Origin of the sequence: Microbacterium kribbense (assembly GCF_039537285.1) — a bacterium.
GTDB classification, from domain to species: Bacteria; Actinomycetota; Actinomycetes; order Actinomycetales; family Microbacteriaceae; genus Microbacterium; species Microbacterium kribbense.
On record NZ_BAABAF010000003.1, the window covers coordinates 38,416 to 51,514 of the forward strand.

Genomic DNA, 13,099 nt, shown 5'->3' on the forward strand with positions numbered 1-13,099 from the left:
GCGGGTCGGATGCCGTGCCTCGGCGATCGGCCGGCGAGCCGCGACATTCATAGCCGACTCATCACGGGTCGAGAACGAGCGCAGGAGAACGGCTTCTACCGTTACCTCGACCCGATTGACCAGCACCCGGCCCGCGCGGTCGAAGACAGGAGACCCGAACGAGATGAGCGCTCCCACGTTCCTGAGCCGCGTACCGCGCTGGACCCTGGTGACGGTGGCCACCGCGGTGGCGGCCGCCGTGGTGCTGTCGATCTGGACGTTCGGCTTTCTGCTGCCGGGCCAGAGCACCTCGGCGGCGACCATCTACCGCACTGCGACCGCCAGCCTGCAGACGCTGCAGAAGACCGTGGCGGGCACGGGGACCGTGGCACCGACCGTGCAGGACAGCGTGAGCTTCGCGGTCGCCGGCACCGTCACCGACGTCGCCGTGAAGACGGGGGCGACCGTGAAGAAGGGCCAGACGCTCGCGAAGGTCGACACGCTGCAGCTGAACGCAGCGCTGCTGCAGGCGAAGGCCACGCTCGCACAGGCCCAGGCGACGCTGTCATCGGCTGAGAGTGCGAACGGCGGCACGGCCGCCGACGTCGCGCGGGTCAGCGCGGCATCGGCCGCCGTCGACGTGGCCGCCGCCGCTGTGACCGACGCGCAGACCGCGATGTCGGACGCCACCCTGACGGCACCGGCGGCGGGCCTGATCACGGCGGTGACGATCGCCACCGGAGACAAGATCTCGGGGACGTCCGCAGCCGGCTCGGGCAGTGCGAACGCCAGCACCGGTGCGGGCACCGGCTCGGGCGGCGGCGCCGCATCGGCCAACGGATCGGCTGCGGCCTCATCCAGCACCCACTCCGCTGACTTCACCCTGGTCAGCACCGACTCGTGGACGCTGAGCGTCTCGGTCGGCGAGACCGACATCACCAACGTCGCCGTCGGCGACCAGGTTGATCTGACCGACACCGACGGCACCGCGTATTTCGGCACCGTCAGTCAGGTCGGCGATCTGCCCTCCACGACGTCGGGCGCCGCCGCCTACCCGGTGACGATCGCCGTCACCGGCACCGGCAAGGGCCTGTTCGACGGGGTGTCACTGACCGCGGCCATCGTCTATCAGCGCCGCACCGATGTGCTCGCGGTGCCGTCCGCGGCGGTGACGACCACCGGCTCCACCAGCACGGTGCAGGTCGTCGGCAGCGATGGCACGCACACCACTGTCACCGTGAAGGTCGGCGAGACCGCCGGCGGGTACACCGAGATCACCTCGGGCATCAAGGAGGGAACGACCGTGGTCGTCGCATCCTTCACCCCGCGCACCAGCACGCATACCGGTCAGACCGGCACCCCCGACCGGGGGTTCGGCGGATTCTCGGGAGGCGGAGGATTCCGCGGCGGCACAGGGGCCGGTGGCACAGGGACCGGCGGCACCGGTGGCTTCACGAACGGCGGCAGCTACACGGGCGGCCAGCGCGGCACGCAGGGAGGCAACTGATGGACGAGCCCACCCCGGTCATCGAACTGACCGCCGCCCGCAAGACCTACTCGTCCGGGCAGATCGAATTCGAGGCACTGCGCGGCATCGACCTGCGCGTGCAGAGCGGTGAGTATCTGGCGATCATGGGCCCTTCCGGATCCGGCAAATCGACACTGATGAACATCCTGGGCTGCCTCGACGTGCTCACCACGGGCTCGTATCGCCTCGGCGGGGATGACGTGGAGCAACTCAGCGAAGCCGAACTGGCCCGGGTGCGCAACCACCGCATCGGATTCGTGTTCCAGCAGTTCAATCTGCTGACCTCGCTGTCCGCCTGGCGCAACGTCGAGCTGCCGATGATCTACGGCAAGGTCGACAAGTCCGTGCGGCGCCAGCAAGCCGAGTTGGCGCTGGAACGGGTCGGCCTGCGCGATCGGCTCGAGAACCGTCCCGGTGAGCTCTCCGGCGGGCAGCAGCAGCGGGTCGCCGTGGCCCGGGCACTGGCATCCGATCCGACGATGATCCTCGCCGACGAGCCCACCGGGAATCTCGACTCCGCCTCCACCAAGGAGGTGCTCGACCTCTTCGACCAGTTGAACGACAGCGGTCGCACCATCGTGCTGATCACCCACGAACTGGAGGTCGCCCAGCGCGCCCGGCGGATCGTCACCGTCCGCGACGGCCAGATCACGGCCGACGCACCGGTGAAGGCGGTGGCGGCATGAACTGGACCGAGACCTTCGCCACGTCATGGCACGCGATCCGCACGCACACACTGCGATCGTTGCTGACCGTGCTGGGCATCCTGGTCGGCATCGCCGCGGTGGTGGTCACTGTGGGGCTGGGGCTGGGCACGCAACAGGATGTCAGTGCGCAGATCACCTCGCTGGGCAGCAACCTGCTGATCGTCTCACCCGGCTCCAGCACCACGACCGGTGGCGTGCGCGGCGGCTTCGGGTCGGCCGCGACGCTGACCGTCTCTGACGCTCAGGCGCTCGACTCGAGTGTGACCGCGCCCGATGTGCAGTCCGTCGCTCCCGAGAAGGACTCGCCGCTGGCGCTGCAGGCGGGCACCACGAACTGGACCACGACGGTGACGGCCACCACGACCGCATGGCCGAAGGTGCGCTCGCGCACCCTTCAGGTCGGCACGTTCTTCACCCAGGCGCAGTATGACCAGAACGCTCACGTGGTGGTGCTCGGCTCGACCACGGCCGATGAGCTGTTCGGCACCTCGGCCGTGGTCGGCCAGTCGGTGACCATCTCGGGCACCCAGTTCCAGATCATCGGCGTGCTCGCAGCGGCCGGCTCCAGTTCGGCCACGAACCTCGACGACCTCGCCGTGATCCCGATGACCACAGCGGCGAACACCGTGATGGGCGGTACCGGCTCCGACAATGTGTCGACGATCTACGTCAAGGCTGCCTCCGACACCGTGCTGTCGGCAGCCGACCAAGAGATCACCGCGACGCTGCTGAACCTGCACGCGATCACCACCGCCGCGAACGCCGACTTCACGGTGTCGAGCCAGGCCGCCCTGGTCTCGACCGCCACCGCGATCTATCAGACGCTGACCGTGCTACTGACCGGCGTCGCCGCCCTGTCGCTGCTGGTGGGCGGCATCGGCGTGATGAACATCATGCTGGTCTCGGTCACCGAGCGCACCCGCGAGATCGGACTGCGCAAGGCCCTCGGCGCGCCACCGGGGGCCATCCGCAGGCAATTCCTGGTCGAGGCGGCGATCCTGGGCCTGGGCGGCGGCATCCTCGGCGTGATCGTCGGGGTGGTCGCCACCTGGATCCTGCCGGCACTGATCGGCACTTCGGTGATCGCCTCGGTGCCCACCATCATCCTGGCCCTGGTCGTCGCGGTGGCGATCGGTCTCATCTTCGGCGTCTACCCTGCGGCGCGTGCCGCACGCCTCACCCCCATCGACGCGCTTCGCAGCGAGTGACAGAACGGACCCATCATGCGTATTCTCTCCTTCCCAGCCGGATCCCTGCGCCGCCGCCCGCTGCGCCTGATCGGGGCAGTCGCCGGCGGAGCCGCGACCCTACTCGTGCTCGCCGCGTGCTCGGGCACGGCGTCTGCGACCACACCCACCCCATCGGCGACCAGCCAGGCCCAGCAGCAGGGGTATGCGGGCGGTCAGGCTCGCGCGGGCATCTCGGGGCTGATCGCCGCCGCGCAGGACGGCGTGCTGCAGCTGCAGAGCACCAGTGAGCAGACCGCCGTGCGCTACACGACCTCCACGACGATCCGCAAGACCGAGAAGGTCGCCGCGTCTGCGGTGAAGGTCGGCGACTGCGTGTTCGCCATCACCGCCAAGGGCGCGGCTGTCGCGACCAGCGTCACGGTCACCGCGGCCGCCAGCGACGGGACGTGCACGAGCGGGTTCGGCGACCGCCGAGGTGCCGGGCGAGCGACCGCGGCGCCGTCTGACGGCACCGGGTCGGCCACACCGCGCACCCGGCCCTCCGGCGCCCCCACCGGAGCGCCCCGCTACGGCTCGGGCGGTGCCGGCGGGTTCGGCAGCATCGCCGGCGGCAAGGTGACCGCGACGACATCCAGCGCGCTGACCGTGCAGACCACAGAACAGAACGGCACGACCTCGACCAGCACCGTCAAGGTCGACTCGACCACCACCATCACGGCCACCGTCACCGGCTCGGCCTCCGACATCATCGTCGGACAGTGCGTGACCGCGCTGGGCAAGGCCGACACGACCGGCGGATATGACGCGACAGCGCTGACGCTATCGGCGCCGAACTCGTCCGGCACCTGCACGAGCGGGTTCGGTGGCGGCTTCGGCGGCCGCGGCTTCGGCGGCGGAGGTGGCTCAGGCAGCGGGTCCGGCACCGGTCAGACCGGCGCCGGCCAGACCGGCGGGGCGCTGTACGCTCATTCCGCCGCGAGCGATCAGGGTGTCGTCAATGGCTGACAGCACACCCTCTGCCGCCCGACGCGCGTGGGGCGGCATCATGCGGGCACTCGCGACCTGCAGAGGAAAGATCATCGCCGGCGGCACCGTCGCCGTGCTGGTGATCGCGGGCGGCGGTGGCGCCGTGTTCGCGGCGACCCGCGGCGGCGACGCGCAGTACCGCACGGCCACCGCGCAGATGGGCCATGTCTCGCAGACGCTGGCGCTGACCGGCCAGATCTCCTCTCAGGACAGCGTCTCGGCTGCCTTCCAGGTCTCGGGCACCGTGGCCGACGTGCTGGTGAAGCTGGGCGCCAAGGTCACCGCCGGCGCGAAGCTGGCAACGCTGAACACCGACACGCTGAAGGCAGCGGTCACGTCGGCCCAAGACACCCTGGCGAGCGCGCAGCAGCAGCTCCAGGAGGATCTGGCGTCACAGGCCAGCGGCACCGCGAGCACGGCATCCACCGGGTCGGCGACCTACGCGCATGGGTCCGGCACGTCGTCCGGGTCCGGATCGACAGGATCACGCGGCGGCGGCGGCGCGTCGACCTCGAAGTCGGATTCAACCGGGTCGGGTTCGACTGGATCGCAGGCGACCGGCTCCGGAGCACCCGGGTCGACCGGATCCGGCGCGACCGACCAGAGCACAACCGGGTCGAGCACAACCCCGACCAGTCCCGCCGTGCTCTCGGCGCAGCACGCGGTCACGGCCGCGCAGACGGCGCTGCTCGCACAGTTCCGCGTGGCGACCAGCGATGAACAGGACTCGTCGTCGGCAACGGCCACCGCGCAGACCGTCTGCGGTCCGTTCCTGACAGCCACGCTGAACCCCGATGGCTCTCTCGACGCCGGCACAGGCACCGGCAGCGACCCGACCTCCACGCCGACGCCGCCCCCCACCCCCACCGACGCGGCCGGATCAGGCTCCGACCTGACCGCAACGCAGAAGCTGCTCGCCTCGTGTCAGACCGCGCTGACGACCAGTCTCGACGCGCAGAAGACCACCGCGGCCGCGCAGCAGACCCTGCAGAAGAAGGCGACGGCGCTCAACAGCGCGGTGGCAGCGCTGTTGAAGGCTCTGGGCGCCGCCGATTCGTCCGACAGCTCGGCCCGCACACCATCGACGTCGGGCGCACCGAGCTCACCCAACGCGAAGACCTCCAGCTACACGTATCGCTCGACCCCGACGATCACCGTCGAGCTGGCCTCCACCGACACCGTGGCCGCGGCGGTCATCGACAGCGGCAGTTCGGGCGCCTCCGGTGCCGGGCAGACCTCGCACACCATCACGGCGGCGGACATCCTCTCCGACCAAGCGCAGATCGACGTGGCCGAGGCCGACGTGTCGGTCGCGAAGCAGAACGTCGGCTTCGCGACCCTGACCAGTCCCATCGCAGGCACCGTGGTCGCGGTCGATATGGCTGCGGGAAATGCGGTGGCTGCGGCATCCACATCCGAGACGATCACGGTGCAGGGGGCCGGCGGCTACGCCGTGCAGACGACCGTGCCGCTGGCCAAGATCGCCTCGGTGACCACCGGACAGTCGGTCTCGATCGTGCTGCCCGCATTCGCCAAGACGTATTCGGGCACTGTCGCCTCGATCGGCGTGCTGAATGTGTCACAGACCTCGACGCCGTCCTACACGGTCACCCTCGCGGTCGACACCGGAGCGGACACGCCACGGATCGGCGCCACCGCCCAGGCCACGGTGACGCTGTCCACCGCCCAGGACGTGCTGACGGTACCGACCTCGGCAGTGACCGTCAGCGGGGCCAGCGCCACGGTGACGGTGCTCAAGAACGGCACGCCGACCCGCACCGTCGTGCAGATCGGCGCCGTCGGCGCCGCCCGCACCGAGGTCGCAAAGGGGCTGTCGAAAGGCGCCGTGGTGGTACTTGCCGATCTGGATCAGCAGATCAGCACCGGAACCACCTCGACGAGCCTGACGAACCTGGGCGGTCGTACCCGGCAGTTCGGGGCGGGCTTCACGGGCGCGGGCGGGTTCCCGACCGGCGAGTTCAGCGGCACCACGCGCGGAACGACCACGGGCGGCAACTGAGCCCCGAGGGATCGGCACAGGTCTGGCTGCCCTCTCGCGCAGCCCGCGCCTTTCGGGATCAGCGGCGCGGATCAGCGGCGCAGGTCAGCGGCGCAGGTGCAGTTCGTCGAGCGCTTCGCGCGCCGCAGACAGCGCCACCGACCCGGGATAACCGCGCCGCGCGAGCTGACTCGAGAGCCGACGCAGCGCGGTGTCTCGATCCAGTCGGGCCATCGCGCGAGCCTTGCTGCGGGCGAACTCGAGCGCTCGCTCAGCATCGTCGTCGGGTAGTTCGGCCAGGGCCGCGTCGGCCACATCGCGCCGGATGCCGCGCTGCGCGAGCGTGCGCGCGATGACCTGCCGGCCCTGCCCCTTGCGCTCCACCGCCGCGCGCACCAGCTGCTCGGCCAGCCCGGCGTCGTCAAGATAGCCGTTTCTGCGCAGCCGCTCGAGCACGACCTGGATGCCCGCCTCGTCGAGGTCGTGGCTGATCAGCACGCTGCGCGCTTCGGATAGCGACAGCTGCCGGGTGCGCAGCTTGCGCAGCAATGCCGCCTCGGCCGCCTCGCGCGCGGTGGCGGTCTCGGCGTCGACGTCCTCCTCCTCCTCGATGCCGGCCGCGCCCGCGCCATCCCAGGTGGAGTGCCAGCTCGGCGCCGGCTCCGGCGCCGAGCGGGGTGCGCGCGCCCGTGACGGTTCGGATGCTCGCTCGGGAGCCGCCTCCGGCGCCGCCCCGGGGTGGGCCGCGACCGCGCGCTCAGCCGCCCGGGCGGGTGCTGCCGGCGCGGGGGCCGGACGCGTCGCGCCGAACAGGGGGATCACGGGGGCGAGCCGCTCGGCCTCGTCCCCCGCACTCCCGTCATCGGTCCACACGACCATGATCACGCCGGACGGCGCTCGGCCAGCTCGTCTGCGACGGGCTCTTCGAGCGCCTTGAGCACGCCGATGCCCAGCTTCGCCTTGATCTTGGTCTCGATGTCGGCGGCGATGTCGGCGTTGGCGATCAGGAAGTTGCGGGCGTTCTCCTTGCCCTGACCGAGCTGTTCGCCGTCGTAGGTGTACCACGAGCCGGACTTCTTGACGATGCCCTGATCCACGCCGAAGTCGATCAGGCTGCCTTCGCGCGAGATCCCGGTGCCGTACAGAATGTCGAACTCCGCCTGCTTGAACGGCGGCGCCATCTTGTTCTTGACGACCTTGACCCGGGTGCGGTTGCCGACGGCATCCGTCCCGTCCTTCAGCGTCTCGATGCGCCGGATGTCCAGGCGCACCGAGGCGTAGAACTTCAGCGCCTTGCCGCCGGCGGTGGTCTCGGGCGAGCCGAAGAACACGCCGATCTTCTCGCGCAGCTGGTTGATGAAGATCGCGGTGGTCTTGGTCTGGCTCAGGCCACCGGTCAGCTTGCGCAGCGCCTGCGACATGAGCCGGGCCTGCAGGCCGACGTGCGAGTCACCCATCTCGCCCTCGATCTCCGCGCGCGGCACGAGCGCGGCGACGGAGTCGATGACGACCAGGTCGATCGCGCCCGAGCGGATCAGCATGTCGGCGATCTCCAGCGCCTGCTCGCCGGTGTCCGGCTGCGACACGAGCAGCTGGTCGATGTCCACCCCCAGGTTGCGGGCGTACTCGGGGTCCAGTGCGTGCTCCGCGTCGATGAACGCCGCGATGCCGCCGGCGCGCTGCGCGTTGGCGATGGCGTGCAGGGTCAGCGTCGTCTTGCCCGACGACTCGGGTCCGTAGATCTCGATGATGCGGCCGCGCGGCAGACCGCCCACGCCGAGTGCGACATCCAGTGCGATGGACCCGGTGGGGATCACCTCGACCGGTGCGCGCTCGTCACTGCCCAGGCGCATCACCGAGCCTTTGCCGAACTGCCGGTCGATCTGTGCGAGGGCCGACTCGAGGGCCTTCTCGCGATTGTCAGTGCTGGGCATGCTGCGCTCCTTCGGTGCGGTTTCCGTCGCCTGTAGGCTGTCGCGCCCCGAACCGGTGGGACGGATGCTGCGACAAGGCATGGGTGTCATTCGACGCTGTTCACAGTAGGACCCGGTTCCGACATCACGCGCCGGACGGGCCTGTTCTGTGGACAGCGGCTGGGGCACCCCGTTCTGTGCAGGAGCCTACGCGCATCTCGAACAGAGCTTCGATGACACGCCGCACCTCGCCGCGGTGTCGCCGAAAGGTCAGCGGCGCGGTGTCAGCCGCCCTACCCCGTGGCGACGCGACTCGGGCACATCGGTCTCACTGCACAGCGCCAGCCACACATCGCGCGGCTCGATGCCGGCATCCAGCGCCGCCGCGGCGGTGCGCTCGCCCATGCCCGGCAGTGTCAGGTCGGCGACCAGTGCCGCGCCGGCGGTGCCGAACTCGGCCTCGACGGCGCGATGGAACTCGCTGCGCCGCACCGCTCAGCGCAGCGACAGCTCGGAGCCGACTTCGGCGACGAGATCGTCGGGGACGACGTCCGGGAACGGCTGCATGCCCTCGAGCACCGAGATGCGATCGCCCACTTCGCGCATGATCGTCGAGATAGGCACATCCAGGGCTTCGGCGACCGAGGCGAGAATCTCGCTGGAGGCCTCCTTCTGCCCGCGCTCGACCTCGCTGAGGTAGCCCAGCGCCACACTGGCGCGGCCGGCGACCTGCCGGAGGGTGTGGCCCTTCTGCTGGCGGACGTCGCGCAGCACTTCGCCGATCTCTTGTCTGACTAGGATCATTTCGGGCCCCTCCTCACCGTGACTCCCTGGATATCCGGGTGCATAACAGTACAACACCTGTGGTGGTCACACTAATCCCATGCGCTGTGGAATGTATGGGAATCGCCGATTGAAACCGAACCGAGACCGGTCTTGTTCCCGAATGCGCCGATGATCTCATCGGATGACTTCCAGGGCCGCCGACAGCGCCGCCGCGACGGCGTCGCGCCGGATCCGGTCCCGGTCGCCGCGCAGCTGCAGCGCCACGGCGTGCGTGCCGGCAGGTGTGGAGACGCCGATGTGCACCGTGCCCACCGGCTGCCCGTCGGGAGAGGTCGGCCCGGCGATGCCGGTGGTCGCGATGCCCACGTCCGCAGGCACGCCGTCGTGGCCGACGACGGCACGCACCCCGGTGGCCATCTGCCGCGCCACCTCGGCGTGCACCGGGCCGTGCTCGGCCAGCAGCTGGGCGTCCACCCCCAGCACGGTGTGCTTGAGCTCGGTCGCGTAGGCCACGACCGCGCCGCGCAGCGACACCGAGGCGCCGGGCACCTCGACCAGCGCGGCCGCCAGCAGGCCGCCGGTCAGCGACTCGGCGATGCCGATCGTCCAGCCGCGGTCGGCCAGACGCTCCAGCAGCGCCACCGCCTCGGGCAGCGCGGTCACGCCCGGGCCCTCCGTCGACCGCGGACCTCGCTGACGGCGTAGTCGATGCCGCTGGCGATGGTCAGGATCACGGCGATGGTCATCATCACGACGGTGGGCCACCAGACCCATTCGCCGACGAGCGTCCACAGCGGCAGCAGGGCGAGGGTCAGCGCGACGGCCTGGGCGACCGTCTTCAACTTGCCCATCCAGGCCGCGGCCAGCACGTGGTCGCCGATCACAATGAATCGGTAGATCGTGATGCCGACCTCGCGCACCAGCACGACGACCGTGATCCACCAGGGCAGCTCGGCCAGGATCGACAGTCCGACGAATGCGCAGCCGGTGAGCGCCTTGTCGGCGATCGGGTCGAGGATCTTGCCGAGGTCGGTGACGATGTCGTTGCGGCGGGCGAGATAGCCGTCGATGCCGTCGGTGGCGATCGCCACCGCGAACAGCACGGCAGCCCACCAGCGCAGCGGCCCGTTCGCGCCGCCGTCGACCAGCAGCATCCACAGGAAGACCGGGGCGCACAGGATGCGCACGACGGTGATCGCATTGGGCAGCTGACGGGGAACGGTCACGGTTTCAGTATCGCAGTCCGCCGGGTCCGGCGCGGCCGTCACTCCCGGCCGGTCAGGCCCCAGGCATCCTCATCGCCGTCGTCGGATGCGACCACCGGCAGCCCGTCGAACTGCTGCTCGACCGGGTCGCCGGAGTACGGCTCGGGCGGGTTCGCGGACGGCGCCGGCGCGGGCGGCGCGTCGCCGCGCAGGTGGGCCAGCACCTCGGGCAGCTGTTCGGCGGTCACCAGCACGTCGCGGGCCTTGGAGCCCTCGGACGGACCGACGATCTCGCGGGACTCGAGCAGGTCCATCAGGCGGCCGGCCTTGGCGAAGCCGACCCGCAGCTTGCGCTGCAGCATCGAGGTCGAGCCGAACTGGGTCGAGATGATCTGCTCGGCCGCCGCCAGCAGCAGGTCGAGGTCGTCGCCGATGTCGGCATCGACCTCCTTCTTGTGCACGACGGCCGCCACGTCGGGACGGTACTCGGGACGGGCCTGCGCAGTGACGTGCTTGACGACCCGCTCGATCTCGGCCTCACTGACCCAGGCGCCCTGCACCCGCACGGTCTTGGAGGCGCCCATCGGCAGGAACAGGGCGTCGCCCTGCCCGATCAGCCGGTCGGCGCCGGACTGGTCCAGGATCACGCGCGAGTCGGTGACGCTGGTCACCGCGAACGCCAGTCGCGACGGCACGTTGGCCTTGATCAGCCCGGTCACGACGTCGACGCTGGGTCGCTGCGTGGCCAGGACCAGGTGGATGCCGCTGGCCCGCGCCAGCTGCGTGATGCGCACGATCGAGTCCTCGACGTCGCGCGGGGCGACCATCATCAGGTCGGCGAGCTCGTCGACCACGACCAGCAGGTACGGGTACGGCTTGAGCTGTCGCTCGCTGCCTGGCGGCAGGTGGATCTCGTCGGCGATGACGGCCCTGTTGAAGTCGTCGATGTGCCGGAACCCGAACGACGCGAGGTCGTCGTAGCGCATGTCCATCTCTTTGACGACCCACTGCAGGGCCTCGGCGGCCTTCTTCGGGTTCGTGATGATGGGCGTGATCAGATGCGGCACGCCGGCATAGCTGGTCAGTTCGACGCGCTTGGGGTCGATCAGCACCATGCGCACCTCGGACGGCTTGGCGCGCATCAGCAGGCTTGTGATCATCGAGTTCACGAAGCTGGACTTGCCCGACCCGGTGGAGCCGGCCACCAGCAGGTGCGGCATCTTGGCGAGGTTGGCGACGACGAACCCGCCGCCGACGTCCTTGCCGACGCCGATGGTCATCGGGTGCTTCGAGTTCGCAGCGGCCTGCGAGCGCAGCACGTCGCCGAGCGTGACGATCTCACGGTCGGCGTTGGGGATCTCCACCCCGATCGCGCTCTTGCCCGGGATCGGGGCCAGAATGCGGACCTCGTTGGATGCCACGGCGTAGGCGATGTTGTTGGTCAGCGCCGTGATCCGCTCGACCTTGACGCCGGGGCCGACCTCGATCTCGTACTGCGTGACGGTCGGCCCGCGCGAGAAGCCGGTGACCTTCGCGTCGACGTGGAACTGCTGCAGCACGCTGGTGACGGCGGCCACGACGTGCTCGTTGGCCTCGGACCGGGTCTTTGCCGGAGCCCCGGCGACCAGGGCGCCCGGCGACGGCAGCCGGTACGGCGCCGAGGGCAGGGTGCGGTCCCCCGAGCCGCCGATGCCGCTGAGCCCGGGGAGCGTGCCGTCGTCGACGGGCCCGGTGTCGGCGTCGTCGCTCAGACCGGTCGCACTGTGGCCGGCGAGCCGGCGCTGGGCTCCGGCGAGCACGGCCGGGTCGATCACCTCGGTGGCCGCCTCCGCGGCCGGCGTGATCGGCGCGATCGCCTGGTCGAAGCCGCCGTGGTCGGCGCCCGGGGTGAGCAGTTCGGTGATGTCCGGGTCCAGCCCGGCGCCGTCGGCGTCCGGTTCGCGGCCTGTCTTGTTGCGCCGCCACCAGGGCAGCTTGTCGTCGCCGTTCGCGCCGGACCCGCCCAGCACGGCGGTGGGGCCGGTGCTGCCCTCGTCGTCGCCATCCGCGCGCTCGGCGCCGAACATCCACGCGTACAGGTCGCCCAGGCGCCGCCCGATCCGGTTCGGCGGCGTGCGGGTGAGGATCAGCACACTCAGCACGCACAGCAGCGCAAGCACGACGACGGCGCCGGGAACGGTCAGGAAGGTGAGCGGCGCACCGATCATCCAGCCGAACAGGCCTCCGGCCGCGCTGAGCGCGGGCAGCCCGTCCTGAGGTTGGGGGCGACCGCCGAGGACGTGGCAGAAGCCGGCGACCGAGAGCACGAACAGGGCGAAGCCGATGCCGATGCGGCCGTTGTCATTGACGGATGCGGGGTGGCGGAACAGCCATCCGGCCAGCAGGATCAGCAGCACCGGCAGCAGGAACGCCAGCCGGCCGACAAGTCCGCCGACCGAGTACGCGCTGATCGTCGCCGACGGCCCCCAGCCGATCAGGAACCACTCGATCACGGCCCCGGCCACCGCCAGCAGCACGATCAGAAGCGGCAGGCCGTCGCGGCGCTGGTCCTTCTCCAGAGTCTCCGGTCCGAATGCCCGGAACAGTCCGCCGACCACGTGCGCCAGGCCCAGCCACGCCCGCACCGCGACCGGCGGCTTCTCGGGCTCGCCGACGTAGCGCTTGGGCGCGGGAGCCGGCTTTCGGGCACGCGAGGCCGACCCTTTCGCGGGCGTGCGACTGCTCGTGGTGCTCCTGGCCATTGCTCCACGCTATCGCGCAGTGGCG

12 protein-coding genes are annotated in these 13,099 nt (G+C 70.4%); 5 read left to right on the forward strand and 7 right to left on the reverse strand.

What is annotated here, in order from left to right; translation table 11 throughout:
- Positions 1 to 163 precede the first annotated feature (163 nt).
- The 5 genes from ABD705_RS04730 to ABD705_RS04750 are packed head-to-tail and all read left to right on the forward strand — an operon-like array spanning position 164 to position 6,450.
- Complete coding sequence (locus tag ABD705_RS04730) at positions 164 to 1,486, forward strand: efflux RND transporter periplasmic adaptor subunit (protein WP_344781080.1); 1,323 nt, start codon at positions 164 to 166, stop codon at positions 1,484 to 1,486.
- Positions 1,486 to 2,193, forward strand: coding sequence for an ABC transporter ATP-binding protein (locus ABD705_RS04735; RefSeq protein WP_344781082.1), 708 nt, complete (start codon positions 1,486 to 1,488; stop codon positions 2,191 to 2,193). Before ABD705_RS04730 ends, ABD705_RS04735 begins: the two co-directional genes overlap by 1 nt.
- The gene (locus tag ABD705_RS04740) at positions 2,190 to 3,422 is read left to right on the forward strand and encodes an ABC transporter permease (RefSeq protein WP_344781084.1); all 1,233 of its coding nucleotides are present in this window, start codon (positions 2,190 to 2,192) and stop codon (positions 3,420 to 3,422) included. The genes ABD705_RS04735 and ABD705_RS04740 overlap by 4 nt, the downstream gene beginning before the upstream one ends.
- Before the next feature lie 15 nt (positions 3,423 to 3,437).
- Entirely contained in the window at positions 3,438 to 4,409 is a 972-nt protein-coding gene (locus ABD705_RS04745) for a hypothetical protein (RefSeq protein ID WP_344781086.1), read from the forward strand.
- Positions 4,402 to 6,450, forward strand: a complete 2,049-nt coding sequence (locus ABD705_RS04750) for an HlyD family efflux transporter periplasmic adaptor subunit (protein ID WP_344781088.1) — start codon at positions 4,402 to 4,404, stop codon at positions 6,448 to 6,450. Before ABD705_RS04745 ends, ABD705_RS04750 begins: the two co-directional genes overlap by 8 nt.
- Positions 6,451 to 6,534: 84 nt before the next feature.
- Here the strand turns inward: ABD705_RS04750 and ABD705_RS04755 are convergent, their stop codons facing one another.
- The 7 genes from ABD705_RS04755 to ABD705_RS04785 form a co-directional block, all read right to left on the reverse strand.
- Positions 6,535 to 7,308, reverse strand: a complete 774-nt coding sequence (locus ABD705_RS04755) for a regulatory protein RecX (protein ID WP_344781090.1) — start codon at positions 7,306 to 7,308, stop codon at positions 6,535 to 6,537.
- A gap of 2 nt (positions 7,309 to 7,310) precedes the next feature.
- Entirely contained in the window at positions 7,311 to 8,363 is a 1,053-nt protein-coding gene (recA, locus tag ABD705_RS04760; protein WP_344781092.1) for a recombinase RecA, read from the reverse strand.
- Between the two features lie 249 nt (positions 8,364 to 8,612).
- A complete protein-coding gene (locus ABD705_RS04765) occupies positions 8,613 to 8,834 on the reverse strand; it encodes a DUF3046 domain-containing protein (protein ID WP_344781094.1) in 222 nt (73 codons plus the stop codon).
- A 3-nt stretch (positions 8,835 to 8,837) separates the two neighbouring features.
- Positions 8,838 to 9,146 carry a helix-turn-helix domain-containing protein gene (locus tag ABD705_RS04770; RefSeq protein ID WP_344781096.1) on the reverse strand — a complete coding sequence of 103 codons (309 nt, stop codon included), beginning with the start codon at positions 9,144 to 9,146 and terminating at the stop codon, positions 8,838 to 8,840.
- 156 nt (positions 9,147 to 9,302) lie between these two features.
- A complete protein-coding gene (locus ABD705_RS04775) occupies positions 9,303 to 9,782 on the reverse strand; it encodes a CinA family protein (RefSeq protein WP_425562033.1) in 480 nt (159 codons plus the stop codon).
- Between the two features lie 5 nt (positions 9,783 to 9,787).
- On the reverse strand, positions 9,788 to 10,354 hold the full coding sequence (gene pgsA / locus ABD705_RS04780; RefSeq protein WP_344781100.1) for a CDP-diacylglycerol--glycerol-3-phosphate 3-phosphatidyltransferase: 567 nt from the start codon (positions 10,352 to 10,354) through the stop codon (positions 9,788 to 9,790).
- A 38-nt stretch (positions 10,355 to 10,392) separates the two neighbouring features.
- A complete protein-coding gene (locus ABD705_RS04785; protein WP_344781102.1) occupies positions 10,393 to 13,074 on the reverse strand; it encodes a DNA translocase FtsK in 2,682 nt (893 codons plus the stop codon).
- Between the last annotated feature and the right edge of the window lie 25 nt (positions 13,075 to 13,099).

Bases quoted from the DNA above. Each gene is read 5' to 3' on its own strand.
- ABD705_RS04745 (WP_344781086.1), top strand. From the start codon at position 3,438: ATGCGTATTCTCTCCTTCCCAGCCGGATCCCTGCGCCGCCGCCCGCTG.
- ABD705_RS04785 (WP_344781102.1), bottom strand. From the start codon at position 13,074: ATGGCCAGGAGCACCACGAGCAGTCGCACGCCCGCGAAAGGGTCGGCC.
- ABD705_RS04735 (WP_344781082.1), top strand. From the start codon at position 1,486: ATGGACGAGCCCACCCCGGTCATCGAACTGACCGCCGCCCGCAAGACC.
- ABD705_RS04730 (WP_344781080.1), top strand. From the start codon at position 164: ATGAGCGCTCCCACGTTCCTGAGCCGCGTACCGCGCTGGACCCTGGTG.
- ABD705_RS04750 (WP_344781088.1), top strand. From the start codon at position 4,402: ATGGCTGACAGCACACCCTCTGCCGCCCGACGCGCGTGGGGCGGCATC.
- recA (WP_344781092.1), bottom strand. From the start codon at position 8,363: ATGCCCAGCACTGACAATCGCGAGAAGGCCCTCGAGTCGGCCCTCGCA.
- ABD705_RS04740 (WP_344781084.1), top strand. From the start codon at position 2,190: ATGAACTGGACCGAGACCTTCGCCACGTCATGGCACGCGATCCGCACG.
- ABD705_RS04755 (WP_344781090.1), bottom strand. From the start codon at position 7,308: ATGGTCGTGTGGACCGATGACGGGAGTGCGGGGGACGAGGCCGAGCGG.
- ABD705_RS04770 (WP_344781096.1), bottom strand. From the start codon at position 9,146: ATGATCCTAGTCAGACAAGAGATCGGCGAAGTGCTGCGCGACGTCCGC.